This window comes from Pseudomonas graminis (assembly GCF_900111735.1).
Classification (GTDB): Bacteria; Pseudomonadota; Gammaproteobacteria; order Pseudomonadales; family Pseudomonadaceae; genus Aquipseudomonas; species Aquipseudomonas graminis.
The window spans coordinates 1-23843 of the sequence record NZ_FOHW01000056.1 but is presented as its reverse complement, the minus strand read 5'-3'; the positions used below and the strand labels follow the sequence as shown (position 1 = coordinate 23843).

Here is a 23843-nt window from a genome sequence, read left to right as displayed (position 1 = left end):
TTAACCGCTTCAGGCACGAGGTATTCAGCAGCGCCATTCACCGCACCCTTGCCCGCAGCAACACAAATATCTGCAGCCGCGACGAAGATATTGCCAATCGCGGCCTGAGGGTCGTAGGCCCAAAGATCGCCTGCGGCATGAACCAACTGCTCCGCCTCACGCAAATTAGCCTTGGCGTTGAGGTCCGGCTTGACCAGCATTTCAAGACCAGCAGCGATCTCAAACAGCACGCCTTCCCCAAGCTCCCAGCATCCTCAAGAATCCCGGGAAGCTTCCCGTGCGCCTGACTCACAAAGTCATCAAGCGTCCCGACAATGGTTGCATTCAGGTGCCCGATCAGAACCTCGATCAGTGCATCGCCCAGCACCACATTGCCGGCCTGCCGCCTCTCCTGACGCACCAGAAACAGCATCGGGCGTAGGCTCATCCGTGCCGCCGCCATGCCCGGCGGAATGGGCACCATCCCGATCAGGTTGATGCCCAGACTGACCCAGTCCAGCGGGTCACGCTCGTCACTGGTCGCCAGCCGAACGATGTCGTTCAGCGCATCAACCAGCGCCATGATGTTGCCCACCACCGGCAGCCCACCGGCCAGGGTCTTGATCCGCTCAAGCGTGACGACCCCGCCACTGATCTCCTGCAGCCAGGCGTCGAAATTGGCCGCACCAAGACCAACGTCTTCAACCTGAATTTGATCAAGCGGAACAATCGCGACTTGGGGTTCGCGTTTATCGCCACCAACGGGAAGGTTTAAGGGGGTTGCCAAGGATGCTCTCCGTGCTCAAAAACCCATCCGAAAAGGCGTGAATGCCAATCCGGGGGCCACGGAGATATCAAGGCTTGTGCCAGTTATGAATTAGCCAAGCAAAATCAATAGCTTAAGAAGAAAAACGACGGGTTTTAGCGAACGCTAAACCCGATAACAAAGTAAAAGTGCGCAAGAAGTTGCGCACCCCTGCGCAACTTCTTGCGCACTCGTCTACAGGCCACGAGCGACGTGGCCTGTAGAGCATCAACGCCCTGTTTTGAACAAGTGAGTGCGCAACTTCTTGCGCAGTCCCCAAAAACACGGGGCGCATTCAGTTCTTCCTAAGAGCACCTCACCCCAACCCCATCCGGAGAAAAACGCAGGCCACAAAAAAGCCCCGCCTGTTTCGCAACAGGCGGGGCTCTTTATTTGCCGCTACAACCGCATTACTTCATCGAAGAGCGCGGTGCTACTGGCTGGTTGTCGTTGGAAATGGTCACTTCCACGCGACGGTTCATGGCACGGCCCGAGGCGCTGGTGTTGTCAGCAACCGGGTATTCCTTGCCGTAACCTTGGGCCACGATACGCTCCGGGCCTACGCCCATCTTGATCAGAGCCATGCGTACGGAGTTCGCGCGGCGCTCCGACAGCGAGTCGTTGTAGGCAGCCGAACCGGTGCTGTCGGTGTAGCCTTCAACGATGACCTTGCGATCAGGGTTTTCCGACAGGAACTGGGCCAGCTTGTTGACGTTGACCAGGCCGGACGACTTCAGCTCAGCCTTGTTCAAGTCAAACAGTACGTCGCCGAAGGTCACCAGCGTACCGCGTTCGGTCTGCTTGGCGTTCAGGCTGTTCTGCAGGGCCTTGATCTGAGCATCACGGGCATCCAGACGCGCTTGTGCACGTTGAGCCGCAGCGCCTTTCAGATCGTTTTCAGCGGTCTTCAGGTTGATGGTCTGCTTGGCCAACTCAACGCGCTGGTTGGTCAGGTAGGCAAGTTGATCGACCTTCTTCTGGTCATCATTGTTGCGGTACGCAGCGTCAGCCTTGTCCAGCCACTCGCTGGCGTCTTTGGTTTCCAGCGCAGCCAGTTCAGTGGCTTTAGGGTTGCTTTGCAGCGCGGAGTAGTTGGTGCGGGCTTGTTCGAGATTCACGTTCGGCTGCGACGAACACGCCGCCAAACCAACGCTCAGAGCCAGCAGGGCAGGAATAAGTACTTGTTTACGCATAATATTTTCGTCCTTTAACTCAATGGCCAATGCTTGAACTGCGAGGCGTTACTGTGTGACAGGCTGAACCTGACGCATGCCTTCTTCACGCAACTCATTGACGCCCTGACGAGCATCCTGCACCGCTTTCTGTGCCTTCGCGGCCTGAGCCTTACGCTCGGCTACACGTGCATCCCACTCGGCCTGCTCGGCGTATTTACGAGCTTCGTCGTATTTCTTTTCCTGCATCGCCAGTTCGGCTTGCTTGAACTTGTCCTGAGCGGACTTCATTTCAACGGCAGCGTACTCGGTCGCGCCAGCGGTGACAGCGGCGTTGACGGCCGACTGGGTCACGGCGTACTGCTCGCTCGGAGGATTGCCTGCGCAACCAGCCAGAAGAACGCTGGTACCCAGCGCCAGTGCAGCCATCTTCAGCCCGCGCAGGCGATTGAACGTTGGTTTGGCAGTGCTGGTGTTCATGGTGGTCAACTCCATTGCTTAACTCCTGAAAACTGGTTGTTCCATTTCAGCAGCAGCCCACGCGGATGGATGGTGTTGCGTCGCTTCCGCTGTCATCTGACGGCTTTACTGGAATGGCTAATTGCTCGGACCGCCGCGTTTTTTGAATAGTTCAGACATTTTTTTTAACTTCCGGTCAGCTTTTGTTACCTGTTGTAAAATTGGCGCTCGAAAAATGACAGCGTTTTGCCCACGCGATTATCGGACCGATACGGCCTACAGGGCATTTTTTCAGAGCTAAAAGCGACGTCGCGGATGCAACCGTCACAGGCCTTCCCGATCGGAGATTTTCTGGAGATGCTGCCTCGAAAGCTCGAGAAACCGGGGCGTCGGGCCAACATCTTCGTAGAGCGGGTTGCCTTCCTCATCCGTGGCGACCACCTGCTGACCGCGCACGTAAGGAAAGCTCGCCTCCAGTTCTTCCAGCGCGGCGCCGATCAGCTCGCCCAGCAACTCTTCAGGCGTGCGTTTGGGGTACATCTCGGCGATCGCCGCAAGCCGCGCGGCAGCCTCCACGTCCAAATGAATGGCGTAAGCGGTCTCGGTCAGACGGCCTTTGGCGTTCTGTTCCCACTGTTCGGCGAGTTCTCGGATCTTCATACATACCTCATCGGTTGCCGCGCGAGGGCGGGCATTGGACGTGGAGCTGAGCCACGGTGAAGCGTGACTGAGACGGGCTTCCCCGGCGGTGAAAGTGCGTCGAGGGTTGCGTATGGACATCAATTTGTCGCTCTATACACACCAATAGAAACGAAACCCCGCAGGGCGTTCCGTTCGGCAGCAGCGAATGGACCCCCGCAAGGACTCGCCGGTAAAAACAAAAAAGCTGAAGGAGAGGGCTGGATGGCTGATATCGATGCACGATTGCGCGAGAACGTTCATCTGTTGGGTGAGCTGTTGGGCAACACCATTCGCGATCAGCACGGCGCTGATTTCCTCGAGAAGATCGAGCGCATCCGCAAAAGCGCGAAGGCTGATCGCCACGCATCGACCCAGGGCACCGAGCAGCTTAGCTCCAGTCTTGAAGACCTGGGCGAGGACGAATTGCTGCCGGTGGCACGTGCGTTCAATCAGTTCCTCAATCTGGCGAACATCGCCGAGCAATATCAGCTGATTCACCGTCGCGATGACGGCAAGCCGCAGCCTTTTGAATCCCGCGTGTTGCCCGAACTGCTGGAACGTCTCAAGCAGGCCGGGCAGACACCCGAAGCGTTGGCGCAGCAGTTGACCACGCTGCAAATCGAACTGGTGCTGACCGCGCACCCGACCGAAGTCGCGCGGCGCACGCTGATCCAGAAGTACGACGCCATCGCTGCGCAGCTGGCTGCGCTCGATCATCGTGATCTGAACCGCCACGAGCGTGAGCAGATCACCGAGCGTCTGCAGCGACTGATTGCCGAAGCGTGGCACACCGAAGAAATCCGCCGCGTCCGCCCCACGCCCGTCGACGAGGCGAAGTGGGGGTTTGCGGTCATCGAAAACTCCCTGTGGCAAGCGATCCCCAATTACCTGCGCAAGGCCGATCAGGCGCTACACGCTGCGACCGGTCTGCACCTGCCGCTGGAGTCGGCGCCGATCCGCTTCGCTTCCTGGATGGGCGGCGACCGCGACGGCAACCCCAATGTCACCGCTGCTGTCACGCGCGAGGTGCTGCTCCTGGCGCGCTGGATGGCCGCCGACTTGTACCTGCGTGATGTCGATCAACTGGCCGCCGAACTGTCGATGCAGCAGGCCAGCCCTGCGCTGATGGAAGCGGCGGGTGACAGCGCCGAGCCTTACCGCAGTGTCCTCAAGCAACTGCGTGAGCGGCTTCGGGCCACACGCAACTGGGCCCACGCCTCACTGAGTGTCACCCAGGTCGCGCCGGAAGACGTATTGCACGAAAACCGCGAGCTGCTTGAGCCGTTGCAACTGTGTTACGACTCGCTGCACCAATGCGGTATGGGCGTGATCGCCGATGGCCCACTGCTCGACTGTTTGCGTCGTGCGGTGACCTTCGGCCTGTTTCTGGTGAAGCTCGACGTGCGCCAGGATTCCACACGGCACAGTTCGGCCATGAGCGAGATCACCGAATACCTCGGGCTCGGCCGCTACGACGAGTGGGATGAGCCGACACGCGTCGACTTCCTGCTGCGTGAACTGGACAACAAACGGCCGCTGCTGCCTGCGCATTTCAGCCCTGAAGCGGACACCGCCGAAGTGTTGGCGACCTGCCGTGAGGTCGCGGCTGCGCCGGCGGCATCGCTGGGTTCCTACGTGATTTCCATGGCCGGCGCGGCCTCGGATGTGCTCACCGTTCAACTCTTGTTAAAAGAAGCCGGGCTGCAAAGATCCATGCGCGTGGTGCCGTTGTTCGAAACCCTCGCCGACCTGGACAACGCCGGCCCGGTCATCGAGCAGCTCTTGAGCATTCCTGCCTATCGCCGAAGCCTGGAAGGTCCGCAGGAAGTCATGATCGGCTACTCGGATTCGGCCAAAGACGCCGGCACCACCGCTGCGGCGTGGGCGCAGTACCGGGCGCAGGAAAAACTGGTTGAGATCTGCCGCGCGCAGGAAGTTGAGCTGCTGTTATTCCACGGTCGCGGCGGCACGGTCGGTCGTGGCGGCGGCCCTGCACATGCGGCCATTTTGTCGCAGCCGCCGGGCTCGGTGGCGGGGCGTTTCCGCACGACTGAGCAGGGCGAGATGATCCGCTTCAAGTTCGGCCTGCCGGACATTGCCGAGCAGAACCTCAACCTTTATCTGGCTGCAGTGCTGGAAGCCACGTTGCAACCGCCGCCGATGCCGCAACCGGCCTGGCGTCAGGTGATGGACGAACTGGCCGAAGACGGCGTGAAAGCCTACCGAGCCGTGGTTCGGGAAGACCCGGAGTTCGTCGAATACTTTCGTCAGGCCACGCCGGAGCAGGAACTGGGCCGCTTGCCATTGGGCAGCCGTCCGGCCAAGCGCCGCGAAGGCGGGGTGGAAAGCCTGCGTGCGATTCCGTGGATTTTCGCCTGGACCCAGACTCGCCTCATGCTGCCCGCCTGGCTGGGCTGGGAAAACGCATTGAGCAAGGCGCTGGAGCGCGGTCAGGGTGATCTGCTCGCCGAGATGCGTGAGCAGTGGCCGTTCTTCCGCACCCGCATCGACATGCTCGAAATGGTGCTGGCCAAGGCCGACAGCGACATCGCCCAGCTCTACGACGAACGTCTGGTGGAGCCGAAACTGCTGCATTTGGGGACGCATTTGCGCGGCCTATTGTCGCAGGCGTGTGACGTGGTGCTCGGCCTGACGGGCCAGTCCAGGCTGTTGGCCCACAGTCCTGAAACGCTGAAGTTCATCAGCCTGCGCAACACTTACCTCGACCCTCTTCATTTATTGCAGGCGGAGTTGCTGGCGCGCTCCCGTCACCAGGACGCGAGTCTGGACAGTCCGCTGGTGCAGGCGCTGCTGGTGTCTGTCGCAGGCATCGCCGCCGGATTGCGCAACACCGGCTGACGGAGAGGCAAGCCGGCCGAATGAACAACACCCCTTTCATTCGGCCACACGCTTGAGCGTCGTGGCCGGTGTAGCGTCACCCGGCTGCACGAGGTCTGACCCGCGCGCGGATCGATGCCAAGCTACTGGTTTTTCGCGGGTTACTGCGACTTTCGCCGTCTTGTGCGGCATGAATCGGCTGTGTATCTTGATCAGCCTTTGGCCGTTGGGTCAGTAAAATTTTGCGATTGGCCCCATTTAGGCGAATCCGACGATATCTCTATAAAAATTTGAGGAGCACAACAATGCGCGTGATTCTGCTGGGAGCTCCCGGGGCCGGCAAAGGTACTCAGGCAAAGTTCATCACTGAGAAATTCAACATTCCGCAGATTTCCACCGGCGACATGCTGCGCGCTGCGGTCAAGGCTGGCACTGAACTGGGCCTGCAAGCCAAAAGCGTCATGGACAGCGGCGGTCTGGTCTCCGATGACCTGATCATCGGCCTGATCAAGGATCGCCTGTCCGAGCCTGATTGCGCTGGCGGATGCCTTTTCGACGGCTTCCCGCGCACCATTCCTCAGGCTGAAGCCCTGAAGAAAGCCGGTTTGGCCATCGATCACGTCATCGAGATCAAGGTCGATGACGAAGAGATCGTCAAGCGCATCTCCGGTCGCCGCGTTCACGAAGGCTCCGGTCGCGTCTACCACACCCTTTACAACCCGCCAAAGGTTGAGGGCGTGGATGATGTCACCGGCGAGCCACTGGTTCAGCGCAAGGACGACGTCGAAGCCACTGTTCGTCATCGCCTGTCGGTCTACCATTCCCAGACCAAGCCGCTGGTGGAGTTCTACACCAAGTTGCAGGCGCAGGACGGCACGCCGAAGTGCAGTCACATCGAAGGCGTGGGCTCGGTGGAACAGATCACCGCCAAGGTGCTTGAAGCCCTGAGCTGATTCGCGTCTCACCGCATTGAACAACGGCCCGCTTGCGGGTCGTTGTTGTTTATAATGCGGCACTTTTTTCGCACAACGATGGAAACCCCGATGACCACCTTGCTGGCCCTGGACACCGCCACTGAAGCCTGCTCAGTCGCTTTGCTGCATGACGGCAAAGTGCTGACTCACTACGAGGTGATCCCGCGCCTGCACGCGCAAAAACTCCTGCCGATGATCAAGGACCTGCTGGCCGAGGCGGGCATCGGCCTGTCGGCGCTGGACGCCATCGTCTTTGGGCGCGGGCCGGGCGCTTTCACCGGCGTGCGTATCGCCATCGGTGTGGTTCAGGGGCTGGCCTTCGGCCTGGACCGCCCGGTGCTGCCGGTCTCCAATCTCGCGGCCCTGGCGCAACGGGCCTTCCGTGAGCAGGGCGCCACTCAGGTCGCGGCCGCCATCGACGCGCGGATGGACGAAGTCTATTGGGGTTGCTACCGCGAAGTGGCGGGGGAGATGAAGCTGGCGGGCGAAGAGGCAGTCATGGCGCCTGAGCTGGCAGCCTTGCCGAGCGCTGCGACGGGCGACTGGTTCGGCGCGGGCACAGGCTGGGGTTATGCCGAGCGCATTGTCGCCGGTGTCGGTGCCCGGGACGCCACGCTTTTGCCCCACGCGCAGGACCTGCTGACCCTCGGCACTTTCGCCTGGCAGCGTGGTGAAGCCATCGTTGCCGACGACGCCCAACCGGTTTACCTTCGGGATAAAGTCGCCACACCCAAGGCGCGTTGAGGATCAACCCTATATTCCGGCCCTTCGCAAATCTGGAGCCGGCTTGCTGGCGAACCTGCGTCATCCGGCACTGCTGCAGTGCCGGGTTGAATTGAGTTCGCCAGCAAGCCGGCTCATGCTGCCGGTATCGATCAGGCCGGTGAATACGCCATGGCACGCCCGATCTGCGAAGCAGGTCACACTGTTCACGACCGTTCAGCGATAAATCCGCATAAAATTCAGGCGGGTTTAAACAATTCGCAATAAGTGTGGTCTAGTTATCGTTCGCATGTTTGCTTAACGGCTTACTGTGAGATTAAATTGCCATTATTAGACGCCGAGTAAGCATGATGCGAATCACCGGTCCTTCACCACGTACCTACCCGATCAAGCGCAAGCCTCGCAAGGATTCTGCGGCGCTGGAAGGTTCGTTCGAGGAGGTGAACGAGGAGATCGAGGTGAATCCGCAAGTGGCCCGTCGCCAGACCGGTACCACTGCAAACGTGCCCGCGCGTCAGCAAGACATCATTTTCCCCCGTGCCATGAGCACCCGCGTCGCCCACGCGCTGAGCAGCTATCTGATGACCTCGACCTTCGTCGAGTGGGATCTTGAAGTCGCCGGGCTCGATCTTCACGTTTGAACCTCGCTCATCCACCTTATTACATCGGTTGCCCGTCCTGGAGCGAAAAGGCCTGGCGTGAGTCACTGTACCCGCCTGATGCCCCGGACCTGGATTTGCTCGGTTTGTACGCCCAGGTCTTCAACGCCGTCGAGGGCAATACCACGTTTTACGCGCGTCCCAAGCCTGAGATCGTTCAGCGCTGGGCGGACGCCTTGCCGGAGCACTTTCGCTTCTCTGCAAAAATCCCCCGTGACATCAGCCATGCCGGCGACCTGCGCGAGCACCTGGGCGCGGTAGAGGATTTCCTGCAACTGCTTGCGCCGCTGGGGTCGAGACTTGAACCCCTGTGGCTACAGCTGTCGGCCAGTTTCGGTCCCCATCGGTTGAATGAGCTGGCCGCGTTCATTGATGCACTGGAAGGCCGGCCGTTGGCGGTGGAAGTGCGCAACATGGCGTTTTTCACCAAGGGCGAGGACGAGCGTCAGCTCAACCGACTGTTGCTCGACCGGGGTGTCGAGCGCATCTGTCTGGATTCCCGGCCGTTGTTCAGTTCCGTCTCCACTGACCCTGCCGTGCTTCATGCGCAATCGAAGAAGCCCAAAGTCCCACCGCGTCCGGCCGCGCTCACGTCCTTTCCTCAAGTGCGCTTCATTGGCGGGCCGGATGAGGAGATCAACGAAGGCTTCATCGTCCAGTGGGCGGAAAAGGTCGCCGGCTGGATCGAGGAGGGACGTACGCCTTCGGTGTTCCTGCACACACCTGACAACATCGCTTCGCCGCAACTGGCCCGTCGTTTTCACCAGCAGCTCATGACTCTGCTGCCGGGGTTGCCCGATCTACCGGAACTGGATCGCGGTCGGCAGGTGGAGCAACTCGGGCTGCTCTGAGGTCGAGATAGAGTGGACTCATCCCTCCGTCAGACGAGAACCTTCCTGCATGCGCGGCTCTACCTTCTTTCTTCTCCTGGTTTTGATCAGCGCAGCCCTTGCGGTGTCGATCTGGCGTGGCTGGCTGCCTGTCGCTGAGCGCTGGAATCCGTGGGCCCCGCTGAACGTGCGGGACGAGCCCAACCTCATTACGCCGTTCAAGCTCTGGCGATTGCAGGAGGATCCGACGTTGTGCGAGGCCGCACTGCAAACCTCGACTCTGCGTTACACGCACCAGGCCGACAGCGCTGCCGACGCCAAATGCCCGCTCACCAACACCCTGCGTATCCAGGGCGGCGACGTCGCGCTGAGCAGCAGTTTTCTGTCCAGTTGTCGCCTGGCGGTGGCGTATGCGCTGTTCGATATTCATCAGTTGCAGCCGGCGGCCCAGTCGGTGTTCGGGCAGAAGCTCACGCAGGTCGATCACCTTGGCAGCTTCGCCTGTCGCAACATCTACAACCGCAGCGAGGGCCGCCTGAGTCAGCACGCCACCGCGAATGCGCTGGACATCGCCGGGTTTCGACTGGCAGACGGGCGCAGGATCTCGGTGCTCAAGGACTGGAAAGACGAGGGCGACGAGGCGCGTTTTCTGCGATTGGTAAGGGATGGCGCCTGCCAGCAGTTCAATACGGTGCTGAGCCCGGATTATAACGCCGCACACCGAAACCACTTTCACCTGGACATGGGACGCTGGCGGGTGTGTCGCTAGGGGAGGCGAGCGAGGTTGTGCTGCGCTGGGTTACGGCCTGGCGTCAGGCAGCGATACGAAGGTTCTGCAGCACAATCGGACGCGCCCAGCCGTTATCAAAGGCCAGATGACGCTGCTGCTCGGTCATCTCTTCAGCGCTGAAGGGTGTGGCGGGCTTGTCGGCCAGGTCCCATTCAAATTCGGCAATCGGCAGGAACAGTGGGCGAGGCTGAGGGCCCGGGCCGTGTTCAACGCTGTCATCGTAGGGGTTGAGCACGGTAGGGCGAACCCAGTTGTCATCGAATTCGAGGTTGCGTTGTTGCTCGATCATTTCCATCGCGGTGAACGGCTTGGCGGGCTTGTCGGCCAGCTCCCATTCGAACTCGGCGATCGGCAGGAACAAAGGCTCCGGCGGCGCGATTTCCTTGTCCTGAACCGGGCATTCACGCTGCTCGACGATCTTGCCCAGCGCAGTGGCGCCGGCAATAGGCTCGCCGGTCAGGTTGTCCGTCGTGGCGACGGCGCTGTATTCCGGGGTTTTGCCTGCGTTGTCATCGACCTGTTGGGCCATCGCACGGGCAAACGCATCCTGCCAGAGCTGCGTGACGCCGCTCAGGGTTTGGGTATTGCGTACGCTGTAGTCGCCTGCGTACGTCAAATAGCCTATCGAGGAGGTTTGCTGAATGTCTGACATAAGCGCTCAGTACAGCCCGTGGGTCTGGCAAAATGCCGGATACTTTTGTTATCGGCAGACACTGCCAATCATTAAGAATATTTGAGTGCGTAGAGACAATGACTGAGCAGCACGCGGGCAGCCGCATTCGGGTCGACAGCCTGACCCCCGACGGGCAGGAAAACGCAGAGCAGTGGGCGCAACGACTGGGTTTGCCGCTGGCCGACGCCAACGCGGATTTCGCCCTGCAAGTGGCCGAGGACGGGCTGCAATTGCAGCAACTGGGTGACGACGCGCCCGGCCCGGTGCGCGTGGATTTCATCGAAGGCAAGGCGGCCCATCGGCGTCTGTTTGGCGGCGGCAGCGGGCAGATGATCGCCAAGGCCGTAGGCATTCAGCCGGGCGTGCGCCCGCGGGTGCTGGATGCGACGGCGGGGCTGGGCAAGGACGCCTTTGTGCTGGCGAGTCTGGGGTGCGAAGTAAGCCTGATCGAGCGACAGCCAATCATCGCCGCGCTGCTCGAAGACGGTTTGGCGCGCGGTGCAAGGGATCTGGACGTGGGCGGAATCATCGCGCAGATGCGCCTGTTGACCGGCAACTCCATCGAGCTGATTCGCCAATGGGAAGGAGAGCCGCCCCAGGTCATTTACCTCGACCCGATGTTTCCGCACCGGGAAAAGACCGCGTTGGTGAAGAAGGAGATGCGCCTGTTCCGTCCACTTGTGGGCGACGACATGGACGCCCCGGCACTGCTGGAAGCCGCGCTGGCGCTGGCCAGCCATCGCGTTGTCGTCAAGCGCCCGCGCAAGGCGCCGTGCATCGAAGGGGCCAAGCCTTCCTACGCGCTCGACGGCAAATCCAGCCGCTACGATATTTACCCGAAAAAAGCGTTGAAAGGCACGGGGGCGTGACACTCGTCCGGTAAACCTGAACCCGGCAATCGTCGGCGCAGTCATCTGCTGTGCCGATGCCTGACAAGCCACCGTTTCAGGTGTGCGCTCATCGGCGATATGCCCTGACCAGAGCTGTAGCCGGAGATAACCGATGAGCACCTTCCCTTTGTCCGTGACGCCTTTGCCGTTCGAGCCGCACTTCGAGCAGATACCCGATGACGAGGCTCAGACGAGCAAAGAACTCGCCGAGGCCATGCAGAGCATTCTGGAAACTACTTACGAAGATGGCGGCCATGCCATCCGCAGCGTGCATGCCAAGGCCCACGGCTTGCTGCATGGGCAAATCCGCATTCTGGATAATCTGCCGCCCGAACTGGCCCAGGGTGTCTTCGCCCATGCCGGCACGCTCGACGTGAAGATGCGCTTTTCCACCAATCCAGGTGATCTGCTCGACGACAAGGTGTCAACGCCGCGCGGTCTGGCCATCAAGCTGGTCGGTGTACAGGGCGCACGCCTTCCAGGCAGTGAAGGGCAGGTCACTCAGGACTTCGTGATGCAGAACGCCAAGGCGTTCACGGCCGCAACGCCCAAGGATTTCCTCAAGACCCTGAAGCTGCTCGCCAAAACCACCGACAAAGTGCCCAACATGAAGAAAGCGCTGTCGGCCTTTTTCCGTGGTCTGGAGTCGGTGGTTGAAGCCGTGGGCGGGGAGAGCGGCACGCTCAGATCACTGGGCGGGCATCCGATGACCCATTTGCTGGGTGAGACCTATAACAGCGTCGTGCCGTTTCTCTATGGCCGCTACTACGCCAAGCTGAGCGTGGTGCCCGTGTCTCCCGAACTCACCGTGTTGACCGACCAGAAGGTGGACCTGAATGGCCATCCGGACGGCTTGCGGGAAGCGGTGCGCAGTCACTTCGCGAGCAAGGGGGGCGTTTGGGACGTGCGTATCCAACTGGCGACCGATCTTGAAAAAATGCCGATTGAAGACGCTTCGGTGGAATGGTCCGAAGAGCTGAGCCCGTTCGTGACGGTTGCCCGTATCGAAGTGCCGCTCCAGGACAGCTGGTCAGACGAACGCCAGCAGGAAATCGACGAGGCTATGGCTTTCAGCCCCTGGCACGGCGTGGTTGAACACCGTCCACTGGGCGGCGTCATGCGGGTGCGCAAGCCGTCCTATGAGCTGTCTTCAGGCTTTCGCGCCAGCCACAACGGCTGCCCGATGCACGAGCCTCGCTGACAGAAACGAAGCGGGTCCCACAATGTAGGCCGGCGCCGGTCTCTATGGATGCACGCGATGCTTTCAGTGGGACCGGCTTCAGCCGGGAAGAGGCCGGTATGATCACCATCAGATTTGTGGTGTGGCGTCTGGCGCTTTCCCGGCTAAAGCCGGTCCCACAATACTGGCCGGCGCCAGTCTCTATGGATGCACGCGATGCTTTCAGTGGGACTGGCTTCAGCCGGGAAGAGGCCGGTGTGATCACCATCAGATGTGTGGTGTCACGCCCAACGCCTTCCCGGCTAAAGCCGGTCCCACAATACTGGCCGGCGCCGGTCTCTATGGATGCACGCGATGCTTTCAGTGGGACCGGCTTCAGCCGGGAAGGGGCCCGCGTGCGCACCATCAATTCCTAATTGTGACGCCTGACGCCTTCCCCGCTGAAGCCGGTCCCACAGTGAGCACCGGCGTCCAGCCCTAAACCCGATACGCCTTCAAGAACAGCGTTACCACTTCCCTGGCATGATGGTCAGCAGTCTGCTCGTCCGCTATTTCCCCGGTGCCGATGAGAAGCCTGAAATGGTGCACGCCTTTGATCAAACTCAAGAAGTGCCCCGCCGCATTAAGCGGCGATTCAAAATGCAGGCCGTTTTTACCGCTCAGCTTGCCCAGGAATCGCTCCAGCTCGTGCAGGACGCGTTGCGGTCCTGCTTCGAAGAACACCTGAGTCAGCGATGATGCCTGAGGTCCCAGGGTGATGATCAGACGGTTCAGGTCGATGGACTCAGGGCTGTTGATCAGCGTCTGAAACCCCCTCGCAATTCCCAGCAGCACCTTTTCCACAGGTGCGTCCATCGGGACATCCACGAACAGCTCGGGCACCTGCTCCTCGCAGCGCGCCACCACCGCGCACGAAAACAGCGTCTCCTTGTCAACGAAATGACTGTAGACCGTGAGCTTGGAGACTCCGGCTTCAGCGGCCACGGCGTCCATGCTGGTCTGGATATAGCCGTTGCGGATGAACAGGCTCTTTGCGGCGTCTAGGATGGCCTGTCGCTTGGCCTGATCCTTGGGACGGCCGGGGCCGGCGAGGGAGGTTGACTTCACAACGCGCCGAACACTTTTTTCGCCAGACCGGTCGCTGCCGCTGCCGGGTTGGCGCGGATGGTTTCTTCCTGTTTGGCGATCATTTCGAAGAGGCCATTCAAGGCCTTCTCGGTGACGTAGCCTTCGATGTTCGAGCTCTTGGCATCCAGCACGCCCAGCGTCGCGGCCTGACCGGCGAAGGCGTTGTATTTCTGTGCCAGGCCGACTTTGTCAGTGGCCTGTTTGACGATGGGCAGGAACCTGGCGCGGATCTGTTCGCGGCTGGAGGTGCTCAGGTACTGGGTCGCCGAGTCCTTGCCGCCGCTGAGGATGGCTTTGGCATCCGACACGCTCATCTTTTTCACGGCATCGACCAGCAACGTCTGCGCCTGGGGCATCGCCGCCTCAGCCGCCTGGTTCATGCTGGTCTCCAGCTGATCGACCTGGGCGCCCATGCCGAACTGTTTCATCTTCTTGGCGACCTTGCCCAGATTGCCGGGCAGTTCGATGCGCACATCCTTGTTGTTGCTGAACCCACCTGGTACGCCCAGTTGCTTGACGGCGACCTGGGCGCTTTGGGTGAGGGCATCCTTCAATCCGCCGGTGGCGTCCGATTGCGACAGATCATTGAGCGACAACGCGAAGGCACTGGCCGATAACAGCAGGCCGGCGCATATACCAGTGAACGAGAGGGAGCGACGCAGCATGGGTAATGTCCTTTTCAGCGGTCTGTGGTGCACGCCCGATTAACGGGCGGGGCTCAAGCGAATTTTGACGGGCGGTTTTTCGTCCAGCGTCAGGTCCACCGTGTAGCGCTCGGTGCTGATCATCAGCAACTTGCCGTCCACTTCGATGCGTGCGCTGACCGAGTAAGTGTGACCCGGCTGGACCTGCTTCTGATCGTAGGTCAGGTGAAACGGCAGCGGCACCTGGCCTTTGATCGGGCCGTTCTGGCTGGCGAGGATCTGCGCGGGCGCGTCGGCCAGCGTCACGTCCTGCAGCGTGACCTTCAGCGTAGCGGCCGGCGGAAGCGCCATGCGCTGCAGATAAAACACCTCGCCATCCACCGAGCCCGGCAGGTTGTCCGGCGCGTGAGCGCAAGCGGCCAGCACGGTGGTCATGAGGGTGAGCAGGATATGTTTCATGTGATGCTCCTTGTCAGGTGAAACATTTGAAGGGCTTCGCCGTCGCTCAGGCGATCGGTGCGGCCCCGACGACTTCATCACTGCGGTGCAACGCCACCTGGCGGATCGACAGCCGGATTTCCGCTGGCAATACGCGTTTGGCGGCGCCTTCCGCCAGATCCCCCAACATATCGTGATAGCTCAGTTTGCCGGCGGCATCGGTGCGCAGGACGCCCTGATCCAGCAGCGTCTGAATGAAATGCCGGAACAGGCTCTTGTCGAAAAACTCCGGCGCGTTCAGGCCGTGCAGGATCGACAGCCGCTGGGCCATCGTCGTGCACAACTCCTCAAGCCCTTCGGCGCTGAGCGTGTGCTGACCGCTGTTGAGCAGCAGAGAAATCGCCATGTAGAAACGCTGCAAAGTCTGGGCAATCGCCCGCGACAGCACCGTCAGCATCACAAAAGCGCGTGAGCTCGGCGCCGGGCGCAGGTACACGCCGTTCTCGAATCGCAACAGGCCCTGTTCGACAAACGCCGCCAGCCACTGATCGATGACCTCATCCAGGTCCTCCAGCGACCAGCGGATGAACAGCTCCGATTGCAGGTACGGATACAGCGCCCGCGTATAGCGCAGAATCTGCTCGCGGCTCATGCGCGACGAGCTCTGGAAGAAGCAGGCCAGCAACGAGGGCAGCGCGAAAATGTGCAGCACGTTGTTGCGGTAGTACGTCATCAGGACGGCATTCTGCTCGTCCAGATACAGAATCTTGCCCAGCGCATCGCTGAGTTCCGAGAGCAGATTCATGCCCTTGACGTGTTCGATCAGCGCCCGGCCATCGCCATCGGGCAGCGTGGTATGGGGCGAGTAGGGCACGGTGCGCAACAGCGTCAGGTACAGATCGAGCACCCGCGCCAGGGCTTGATCGTCCAGCGCGTGTTTCGCCGTCGATAGCAACGCCAGCGCCACCAGATTCACCGGGTTGATCGCCGCCGCTTCGTTCAGGTGGCGGGCGACGCGTTCGCCCAGACGGTGTGTGGTCTCGTTGAGCCACGCCGGTTTGAACACCGGTCCCAGTTCCTGAGTACGCCAGTCCGGCTGCTCATGGTCGAGGAACTCGGTCAGCTTGATCGGCTCACCGAAGTTGACCGAGACCTGGCCGAAGCGCTGCTTCAGCGCGCCGATGACTTTGAAGATGTCGAAGATCGACTCTTTCTTCTTCGCCGCACCGCGCAGTTCGCCCAGGTAGGTCCGGCCCTCCAGTACGCGTTCGTAACCGATGTACACCGGCACGAACACGATGGGCATGCGCGAGTTGCGCAGGAAACTGCGCAGGGTGATCGCCAGCATTCCGGTCTTCGGCTGCAACATGCGCCCGGTGCGCGAACGTCCGCCTTCGACGAAGTACTCCACCGGGAAACCTTTGGTGAACAGGGTGTGCAGGTATTCATTGAATACCGCGGTGTACAGCGGATTGCCTTTGAACGTGCGGCGCATGAAAAACGCGCCACCGCGGCGCAACAGGCCGCCGATCACCGGCATGTTCAGGTTGATGCCGGCGGCAATGTGCGGCGGGGTCAGGCCGTTGCGAAACAGCAGGTACGACAGCAGCAGATAGTCGATGTGGCTACGGTGGCACGGCACATAAATGATCTCGTTGCCCTGGGCGACGTTTTGCACGCCCTCCAGGTGACTGACCTTGATACCGTCGTAAATCTTGTTCCAGAACCAGCTCAGCACCACTTCCAGAAAACGGATGGCGGTGTAGGTGTAGTCCGAAGCGATCTCGTTGCCGTAGTGCAGGGCTTTTTCACGGGCCTTGGCTTCGGTGATTTTCTCTCGGGCGGCCTCGTCGAGAATGGCCTGCCTGACCAGCGGATCCGCCACCAGCCCTTTGACCAGATGACGACGGTGAGAAAGGTCCGGGCCGATCACGGAGGTCTTCAGGTTGCGGAAATGCACGCGCAGCAGGCGTTGCGCCATGCGCACCGTGCGCTCGTAACCCTTGTTCTGATCGACCAGCTCGCGCAGATGAACCGGCGCCGAGAACTGCACGCGAGTCTTGCGGCCCAGGATCAGGATGGTCACGAAGCGACGCAGGCGCCCGGTCACCTTCCAGCTATCGGCAAACAGCAGTTTCCACGGGCTGTCTTCCTTGTCCGGTGACTGGCCCCAGAACACGCTGACCGGAATGACTTGCGCGTCTTCGGTAGCGTTCTGTGTGACCGCTCCGACCAGACGTTCAAGGGTCGGCGGTGCGCCGCGTTTGTCGTGGCGCCCCAGCCAGTCAGGCTCGGGCGTCAGGTAGAAAAACGCGGCCGGCTCGGTCAGATTGCCCACGGCGACGGACAGGACTGGGCGCGGCAGACCGGCCTTGCGGCACTCGGTATCAAGGACCGCGAGGTCGCTTATCGAAGGGTTTTGCAGTGCATAGAAAACCGGGCGGCTGCGGTCGAGATTGAGGGTGAAGGACGACTGGTTGATCGTCTCCGAGCGCACCCACAGGTAAAGCAGGCGGCGCACGGTGCCGAATACAAGACGTCGAAACGGGGAACGGGTCATAGAGTTCTGCTGAGAGGGGCGACGCCCGCGAGGCCGCCAGTTTGCCGCATCTGGTGGGGATGGGCAAAGCGGCGCGGGTGCCCGGCGGGATGACGTATCAGGACGTATGCCAGGTGATTTCTTCTTCACCATCAATGCTGATGCGAATCCATTGATCGGCTTCAGCGTCACTCTCTTCCTCGACCCACGTCCCCGGCGCGCAACGGACCTCGACTTTCAACGCAGCGAAAGCGGCACGGGCGCAGGCGATATCGTCTTCCCACGGGGTCTTGTCGCTGTCCAGGCACAGGCTGTTCCACTTGCCGACCGCCTTGGGAATCCAGGTCACGGGCACGTCGCCTGCGCGGCATTTCCAGGTCTGGCCTTTCTGTGTCCACTCAGAGCAAGGGCCGATGTCTGCGGTCAGCCAGGCGGTGATTGCCTTGTGGTCGACGTCAGCGTCTTTCAGGTAAATCTCGATATCGGGTTGGCGCATGGATGCCTCTTGGTTGTGCTGGAAAAATCCACTCGCGGATTCAGTCTGTTCAGATGCTTCAAGCCGTCAATTCAGGACGAAATAATCGTAGCGCATGGACACCGTGACCTCGAACGGCTCGGCCTGATCAATCACGTTCGCGCGCCGTTCGGCACTGGCGCGCCAGCCGTGGGGCGTCATGGCCAGCAGATTAGCGCGGGCCTGGCCGTCCACCAGTGTCAGGGTGAAGCGCAGGGTTTCGCTGTGCTGCAGGCTCATGCCTTCCGGCACCAGCGCCAAGTGCTTGTCATCACTGTAGTCGCGGACTTCGTCGTACAGGCGCTGACGCAATTCCATCAGATGATCGTTGGTCGGTCCTACACGCATCAGACCGCCACCCGGCGACAGCAGGCGCTTGGCCTCGGCCCAGTCCAGCGGACTGAACACGCTGGCGATGAACTGCATGCTCGCATCCGGCAGTGGCACGCGCGCCATGCTGGCGATCAACCAGGTGATCTTGGGGTCGCGTTTGCAGGCGCGCTTCACCGCTTCGCGGGAGATGTCCAGCGCATAGCCGTCAGCGTCGGGCAGGCCCTGGGCGATCTGCGCGGTGTAATAACCCTCGCCGCAACCGATGTCGACCCAGTGCGACGGCGCGCGCTCGGCGGCCAGTTCGGCGAGACGCTTGGCAACCGGCGCGTAATGTCCGGCGTTGAGGAAGTCGCGGCGGGCCTCGACCATCGCCTGATTGTCGCCAGGGTCGCGGCTGTTTTTGTGCTGCACGGGCAGCAGGTTCAAGTAACCCTGACGGGCGCGGTCGAAGCGGTGCCCGGCGGGGCACACGACGCCGTTATCCGCTGAATCGAGCGGGGCGGAGCAGATCGGGCAGGTCAGCATCAGGCGAGCAACTTGACCAGGGTCTGGTAGTAGATCTCGGTCAGCACGTCGAGATCGCTGGCGAGGATGCGTTCGTTGACCTGATGGATCGTCGCATTGACCGGCCCCAGTTCGACCACTTGGGTGCCGAGGGTGGCGATGAAGCGACCGTCCGACGTGCCGCCGCTGGTCGACGCACGGGTGTCGCGGCCGGTGACGTGTTTGATGCTCGCGGATACAGCATCCAGCAATGCGCCCGGTTCGGTGAGGAACGGCAGGCCGGACAGCGCCCATTCCACGTGCCAGTCCAGGTCATGCTTGTCGAGAATAGCGGCCACACGTTGCTTGAGGCCTTCGACGGTGGATTCGGTGGAGAAACGGAAGTTGAACACCGCCACCAGATCCCCCGGGATCACGTTGGTGGCGCCGGTGCCTGAATTCAGATTGGAAATCTGGAAGCTGGTCGGCGGGAAGAAATCATTGCCGTTGTCCCAGTGCTCGGCGGCCAGCTCGGCCAGCGCAGGCGCGGCCAGGTGAATAGGGTTCTTCGCCAGGTGCGGGTAGGCGACATGGCCCTGAATGCCTTTGACGGTGAGGGTTGCGCCCAGTGAGCCGCGACGGCCGTTCTTGACCACATCGCCGACCAGCGTCGTGCTCGACGGTTCGCCAACGATGCACCAGTCGAGGCGCTCCTTGCGCGCCGCCAGACGCTCGACCACCGCTTTGGTGCCGTGGTGGGCCGGGCCTTCTTCGTCGCTGGTGATCAGGTAGGCAATCTTGCCTTTATGGTTCGGGTGATCGGCAACGAAACGCTCGGTGGCCACGATCATCGACGCCAGGCTGCCTTTCATGTCCGCCGCGCCACGGCCGCAGAGCATGCCGTGTTCGTCGATCAGCGCGCTGAACGGATCATTCTGCCAGGCCTGAACCGGGCCGGTCGGCACCACGTCGGTGTGACCGGCGAAACACAGCACCGGACCGTCCTGATTGCCATGGGTCGCCCAGAAATTATCCACGTCCTGAATGCGCATGGGCTCCAGGGCAAAACCGGCATCGCTCAGGCGTTTCATCATCACGGCCTGGCAGTCGGCGTCCAGTGGCGTGACGGATGGGCGACGGATCAGGTCGCAGGCGAGTTGCAGCGTGGGCGAGAGGTCGGCTGGGGCTGTCATGAAAAGTCCGAGATATTGAGTGAAGGCAAGGCGATAAACCGGCGAATAGCTTAAAGCAAAACGGCGACCCGAAGGCCGCCGTTTAGTACAGCGCCCCATTGTTTCAGGCGGTAGCGGGTTCTTCCGTCGGTTTCGGTTTCGGCAGCGACGACAGAAACGCCATGATCAGCGCCGCCAGATACGGCAGCGATTGCACCAGCAGCATGATGACCCAGAAGCGCATGTCGTTGCTCGGCAGACCCTGTACCAGACAGATGCCCAGCGCAGCGCCCCACAGCATCAGCATGATGAACAGCTCTTCGCGGGCCTCGGAAATCGCCACCAGCAAGCCATGGCTTTCGGCGTTTTTCGGAGTGCGGAAGAACGGAATGCTGGTAGTAAAGAAGCCGTACAACACCGCTTTGGCGATCGTGTGAGACAGTGCCAGCCCCGCGAGCGCCGCATAGAACGCGTCCGTGAGGTTCACGCCAACGGCGCGGCGGTACAGGAAGATGATCTTGCCGACCTTGAAGAAGAACAGCGCCAGCGGCGGAATCGCGAAAATCAGCAGCGGCGGGTCAACCCGGTTGGGCACGATGATCATCGCCGACGACCAGAGCAGTGCGCCGACCGTGAAGAAGATGTTCATGCCATCGGCCACCCACGGCAGCCAGCCCGCGAGGAAGTGATAACGCTGGCCGCGGGTCAGTTCGGTGTCCTTGCCGCGCAGCAGGCTGGCGGCGTGACGCTTGATGATCTGAATCGCGCCATACGCCCAGCGGAAACGCTGCTTTTTGAAGTCGATGAAGGTGTCGGGCATCAGGCCCTTGCCGAAGCTGTTGTGCGCGTACGCCGCCGAATAGCCTTTTTCGAACACGCGCAGGCCCAGCTCGGCGTCTTCGCAGATGCACCAGTCCGCCCAGCCAAGCTCTTCAAGCACCGAGCGACGGGTCATCGTCATGGTGCCGTGCTGAATGATCGCGTCGCGGTCGTTTCGGGTCACCATGCCGATGTAGAAGAAGCCTTTGTATTCCGAATAGCAGAGCTTCTTGAACGCACTTTCGTGCTGGTCGCGGTAGTCCTGCGGCGACTGCACCACGGCGATCTTCGGATCGGCGAAGTGCGGAACCATGTGCTTGAGCCAGTTGCGGTCGACGCAGTAGTCCGAGTCGATCACGGCAATCACTTCGGCGTCCGGCGCGGTGTGCGGGATCAGATAGTTCAGGGCGCCGCCCTTGAAGCCGGCCAGGGGGGCGACATGGAAAAACTTGAAGCGCGGGCCGAGCATTTCGCAGTGGGCCTTGACCGGCTCCCACACGGCGGGGTCCTTGGTGTTGTTGTCGATCAGCAACACTTCGAAATCCGGGTAATCCAGCGCGGCCAGTGCGTTGAGGGTCTGTTTGACCATCTCCGGCGGCTCGTTGTAGCAGGGCACATGGATCGACACTTTCGGTCTGTAGGCCGAGTCCCCTTCAACGGGCAGGAATTCGCGGCGGCGCTTGTGCGTCCACACCGCTTCGGCCAATTCGTGGGCTTCGGTCAACAGTACGATAAAGACGCCGAACGCGCCCAGCGCCAGTAAAAATCCTACAAGCAGACTGAACCAGGTGCTGTATTGCTGGCTGTAGTCGTAGCCGATCCAGACCAGAACCGACCCGCAGAGGAAGGCGATGAAGGTCAGGAATGTCCGGCCACGTTGACGCAGCGCCGAGCCGTCAATCAACAACAAGGCGAGGGCCAGCATCGCCAATACTGCCGAGCCGATCGCCAATACGCGCCACTGCGGGATCGCCACGATCGGGCCTTCGAAATTGAATTTCTGCTGGCGGGCAGCGTTATAAACGCCCCAATACGCGCCGACCGAGCCTTCGTCGCTGGCTTTCCACGGCTGATCGAAGGCCTCGATCACGAAGTAGTTGAAGCCCTGACGGTTGAGCTTGTTGACCAGCGTGCGCAGGTAAACCGCCTGGTCCGCCTGGGTGGCGTCCGCACCGCCGCGCATGTGGCCGTTGCTCGGCCAGCCGACCTCGGAGAGCAGCAGCGGTTTTTTCGGGAACATGCGTTTCAGTTCGCGGGCGCGGTCGAGCACGTATTGCCCGGCCTTATCCATCGGGATGTATTCCCAGTACGGCAGGATGTGCGCGGCGACCAGGTCAACGTGCTTGGCCAGTTCCGGGTACTTCTCCCAGATATGCCACTGCTCGGACGTGGTCACCGGTACTTTGACGGCGGCGCGCACGCGGTCGAGGGCGGCCATCAGGTCCTTGGGTTTGATCTCTTCGCGGTACAGCGCTTCGTTGCCGACCACCACGCGAACGACGCTGCGGGAGGTGTTCGCCAGTTCGATCGCCGTGGTGATTTCGCGCTCGTTGCGCTCAAGGTCCGGGCTGATCCAGATACCGAGGGTCACCCGAAGGCCGAACTCCTCGGCCAGCTTGGGGATGTCCTTGAGCGTGCCGTCCACCGAGTAGATACGGATGTTGTCCGTCTGCTTGCTCATCAGTTCCAGGTCCTGACGCATTTCTTCGTCGGACGGGTAGAGATCCTTCTGCGGATTCTGTCCCAGCCGGAAAGGCGAATAGGAAAAGCCGGAGATCTGTTCAGGCCAGTTGGGGGCGGTGACGGGGCGGTTGATCAGCGCCCAGAAGCCAGTGAACAGCGCAGCAATCGCCACGACGACAACGAGGTTGAGTCCAAATTTACGCGATGACATAGGTGCTTCAGGTTCCAAGAGGGGAACGGGGAGGAGTGACAGGGTACAGCGGGGCGAAACTTTGGCAACCGACACGTGTTGAAGTTCTGTTCGACCGGCGGTGTAGGGCGTTGACTGTGCGCTGCGGGCAGGCCGGGAAAGAGGTGACTTTCAGACCAAACGCCTGCAACTCAGCGCTTTGCGAATCGCCGTGAGGGCCTATAATGCGCGCCGGTTTTTTGGGGTATTGGTCATGAGCACAGAAGATCCGCGTTTCGCTGGCGTCGCCCGCCTGTACGGCATCGAGGGGCTGGAACGTCTGCGCGCGGCCCATGTGGCGGTGGTCGGCATCGGCGGCGTGGGTTCCTGGGCGGCGGAAGCCATGGCGCGCTGTGGCGTGGGCGAGATTTCCCTGTTTGATCTGGACGACGTCTGCGTCAGCAACAGCAACCGCCAGTTGCATGCCCTGAGCAGCACCGTTGGCCGCGCCAAGGTCGAGGTCATGGCCGACCGTCTGCGGGAGATCAATCCCGATTGCGTCGTTCATGCCGTCGCCGACTTCGTCACCCGCGACACCATGGCCGAATACATCACGCCGGACATCGACTGCGTGCTCGATTGCATCGACAGCGTCAACGCCAAGGCCGCGCTGATCGCATGGTGCAAACGCCGCAAGATCCAGATCATCACCACCGGCGGCGCAGGCGGGCAGATCGACCCGACCCTGATTCAGGTCTGCGACCTCAACCGCACCTTCAACGACCCGCTGGCGTCCAAGGTGCGTTCGACCCTGCGCCGCGACTACGGCTTTTCCCGCACGGTCACTCGCCATTACAGCGTGCCGTGCGTGTTCTCCACCGAGCAACTGCGCTACCCCAAGCCGGACGGCAGTATTTGCCTGCAGAAGAGCTTCGTCGGCGATGGCGTGAAGCTGGACTGCGCGGGCGGTTTCGGCGCAGTGATGATGGTGACGGCCACGTTCGGGATGGTTGCGGCGACCAAGGCTGTGGACAAAATCGTCGCCGGCGTGCGACGGCCGTCGGAGCGGGCGAAAGCAAAGCCAACGGACTGACGGCAGAGGATGTGGGAGCGCACTTGCTTACGCAGGCCGCCTTTCAACGGCCGGATATCGAGTGGATGTGCCGGCCTCTTCGCGGGCAAGCGCGCTCCTACAGGTCTTGCGTCCAACGCGGATTTTCGGTGGACCACGATCAACTGTAGGAGCGCGCTTGCCCGCGATTGCGGTG

22 protein-coding genes are annotated in these 23843 nt (G+C 61.2%); 9 read left to right on the top strand and 13 right to left on the bottom strand.

Annotation, left to right across the window (positions count from 1 at the left end; all coding sequences use genetic code 11):
- Window positions 1–37 precede the first annotated feature (37 nt).
- The 4 genes from BMY98_RS24990 to BMY98_RS24975 all read right to left on the bottom strand — a co-directional run bounded on the left by BMY98_RS24990 (window position 38) and on the right by BMY98_RS24975 (window position 3075).
- On the bottom strand, window positions 38–766 hold the full coding sequence (locus BMY98_RS24990) for a hypothetical protein (protein ID WP_074893256.1): 729 nt from the start codon (window positions 764–766) through the stop codon (window positions 38–40).
- A 428-nt stretch (window positions 767–1194) separates the two neighbouring features.
- Window positions 1195–1977 (bottom strand): lipotoxin F family OmpA-related lipoprotein LptF, encoded by a 783-nt coding sequence (gene lptF / locus BMY98_RS24985; RefSeq protein WP_074893254.1) that lies wholly within the window; start codon window positions 1975–1977, stop codon window positions 1195–1197.
- 48 nt (window positions 1978–2025) lie between these two features.
- Window positions 2026–2451 (bottom strand): DUF4398 domain-containing protein, encoded by a 426-nt coding sequence (locus tag BMY98_RS24980; RefSeq protein WP_074893253.1) that lies wholly within the window; start codon window positions 2449–2451, stop codon window positions 2026–2028.
- A 288-nt stretch (window positions 2452–2739) separates the two neighbouring features.
- The gene (locus BMY98_RS24975; protein WP_074893250.1) at window positions 2740–3075 is read right to left on the bottom strand and encodes a pilin assembly protein; all 336 of its coding nucleotides are present in this window, start codon (window positions 3073–3075) and stop codon (window positions 2740–2742) included.
- Window positions 3076–3318: 243 nt separating this feature from the next.
- Between BMY98_RS24975 and ppc the strand changes: the two genes are divergently transcribed.
- The 6 genes from ppc to BMY98_RS24945 all read left to right on the top strand — a co-directional run bounded on the left by ppc (window position 3319) and on the right by BMY98_RS24945 (window position 9889).
- A complete protein-coding gene (gene ppc / locus BMY98_RS24970) occupies window positions 3319–5955 on the top strand; it encodes a phosphoenolpyruvate carboxylase (protein WP_074893248.1) in 2637 nt (878 codons plus the stop codon).
- Between the two features lie 284 nt (window positions 5956–6239).
- Window positions 6240–6887 carry an adenylate kinase gene (adk, locus tag BMY98_RS24965; protein ID WP_065989893.1) on the top strand — a complete coding sequence of 216 codons (648 nt, stop codon included), beginning with the start codon at window positions 6240–6242 and terminating at the stop codon, window positions 6885–6887.
- Window positions 6888–6977: 90 nt separating this feature from the next.
- Window positions 6978–7652 carry a tRNA (adenosine(37)-N6)-threonylcarbamoyltransferase complex dimerization subunit type 1 TsaB gene (tsaB, locus tag BMY98_RS24960; RefSeq protein WP_074893246.1) on the top strand — a complete coding sequence of 225 codons (675 nt, stop codon included), beginning with the start codon at window positions 6978–6980 and terminating at the stop codon, window positions 7650–7652.
- A gap of 329 nt (window positions 7653–7981) precedes the next feature.
- Window positions 7982–8272 carry a hypothetical protein gene (locus tag BMY98_RS24955; RefSeq protein WP_074893258.1) on the top strand — a complete coding sequence of 97 codons (291 nt, stop codon included), beginning with the start codon at window positions 7982–7984 and terminating at the stop codon, window positions 8270–8272.
- A complete protein-coding gene (locus BMY98_RS24950; protein ID WP_074893244.1) occupies window positions 8269–9141 on the top strand; it encodes a DUF72 domain-containing protein in 873 nt (290 codons plus the stop codon). Before BMY98_RS24955 ends, BMY98_RS24950 begins: the two co-directional genes overlap by 4 nt.
- A 49-nt stretch (window positions 9142–9190) precedes the next feature.
- Window positions 9191–9889 carry an extensin-like domain-containing protein gene (locus tag BMY98_RS24945; RefSeq protein WP_074893242.1) on the top strand — a complete coding sequence of 233 codons (699 nt, stop codon included), beginning with the start codon at window positions 9191–9193 and terminating at the stop codon, window positions 9887–9889.
- 43 nt (window positions 9890–9932) lie between these two features.
- Here the strand turns inward: BMY98_RS24945 and BMY98_RS24940 are convergent, their stop codons facing one another.
- Window positions 9933–10562, bottom strand: coding sequence for an energy transducer TonB (locus tag BMY98_RS24940; RefSeq protein ID WP_074893240.1), 630 nt, complete (start codon window positions 10560–10562; stop codon window positions 9933–9935).
- A gap of 98 nt (window positions 10563–10660) precedes the next feature.
- Here BMY98_RS24940 and BMY98_RS24935 point away from each other — a divergent pair, with 98 nt between their 5' ends.
- Both BMY98_RS24935 and BMY98_RS24930 read left to right on the top strand, forming a co-directional pair.
- A complete protein-coding gene (locus tag BMY98_RS24935) occupies window positions 10661–11452 on the top strand; it encodes a class I SAM-dependent methyltransferase (RefSeq protein WP_074893239.1) in 792 nt (263 codons plus the stop codon).
- 133 nt (window positions 11453–11585) lie between these two features.
- The gene (locus BMY98_RS24930) at window positions 11586–12674 is read left to right on the top strand and encodes a catalase family protein (RefSeq protein ID WP_074893238.1); all 1089 of its coding nucleotides are present in this window, start codon (window positions 11586–11588) and stop codon (window positions 12672–12674) included.
- 456 nt (window positions 12675–13130) lie between these two features.
- On the opposite strand, the gene BMY98_RS24925 is transcribed toward BMY98_RS24930, so the two are convergent.
- The 8 genes from BMY98_RS24925 to BMY98_RS24890 form a co-directional block, all read right to left on the bottom strand.
- Window positions 13131–13760: a TetR/AcrR family transcriptional regulator gene (locus BMY98_RS24925; RefSeq protein ID WP_074893236.1), complete on the bottom strand. Its 630-nt coding sequence runs from the start codon at window positions 13758–13760 to the stop codon at window positions 13131–13133.
- Complete coding sequence (locus BMY98_RS24920) at window positions 13757–14446, bottom strand: DUF4197 domain-containing protein (protein ID WP_074893234.1); 690 nt, start codon at window positions 14444–14446, stop codon at window positions 13757–13759. The genes BMY98_RS24925 and BMY98_RS24920 overlap by 4 nt, the downstream gene beginning before the upstream one ends.
- Before the next feature lie 39 nt (window positions 14447–14485).
- Window positions 14486–14884: a YbaY family lipoprotein gene (locus BMY98_RS24915; protein ID WP_074893232.1), complete on the bottom strand. Its 399-nt coding sequence runs from the start codon at window positions 14882–14884 to the stop codon at window positions 14486–14488.
- A 46-nt stretch (window positions 14885–14930) separates the two neighbouring features.
- A complete protein-coding gene (gene plsB, locus BMY98_RS24910) occupies window positions 14931–17423 on the bottom strand; it encodes a glycerol-3-phosphate 1-O-acyltransferase PlsB (protein WP_074893230.1) in 2493 nt (830 codons plus the stop codon).
- Window positions 17424–17520: 97 nt separating this feature from the next.
- On the bottom strand, window positions 17521–17898 hold the full coding sequence (locus tag BMY98_RS24905; RefSeq protein ID WP_074893229.1) for a hypothetical protein: 378 nt from the start codon (window positions 17896–17898) through the stop codon (window positions 17521–17523).
- A 66-nt stretch (window positions 17899–17964) separates the two neighbouring features.
- Complete coding sequence (locus tag BMY98_RS24900) at window positions 17965–18774, bottom strand: putative RNA methyltransferase (RefSeq protein WP_074893227.1); 810 nt, start codon at window positions 18772–18774, stop codon at window positions 17965–17967.
- A complete protein-coding gene (gene dapE / locus BMY98_RS24895; RefSeq protein ID WP_074893226.1) occupies window positions 18774–19925 on the bottom strand; it encodes a succinyl-diaminopimelate desuccinylase in 1152 nt (383 codons plus the stop codon). The genes BMY98_RS24900 and dapE overlap by 1 nt, the downstream gene beginning before the upstream one ends.
- Window positions 19926–20028: 103 nt before the next feature.
- Window positions 20029–22617, bottom strand: coding sequence for a glycosyltransferase family 2 protein (locus BMY98_RS24890; RefSeq protein WP_074893224.1), 2589 nt, complete (start codon window positions 22615–22617; stop codon window positions 20029–20031).
- Window positions 22618–22849: 232 nt separating this feature from the next.
- On the opposite strand from BMY98_RS24890, the gene tcdA reads away from it, so the two are divergent.
- Complete coding sequence (gene tcdA, locus BMY98_RS24885; protein WP_074893222.1) at window positions 22850–23668, top strand: tRNA cyclic N6-threonylcarbamoyladenosine(37) synthase TcdA; 819 nt, start codon at window positions 22850–22852, stop codon at window positions 23666–23668.
- Window positions 23669–23843 lie beyond the last annotated feature (175 nt).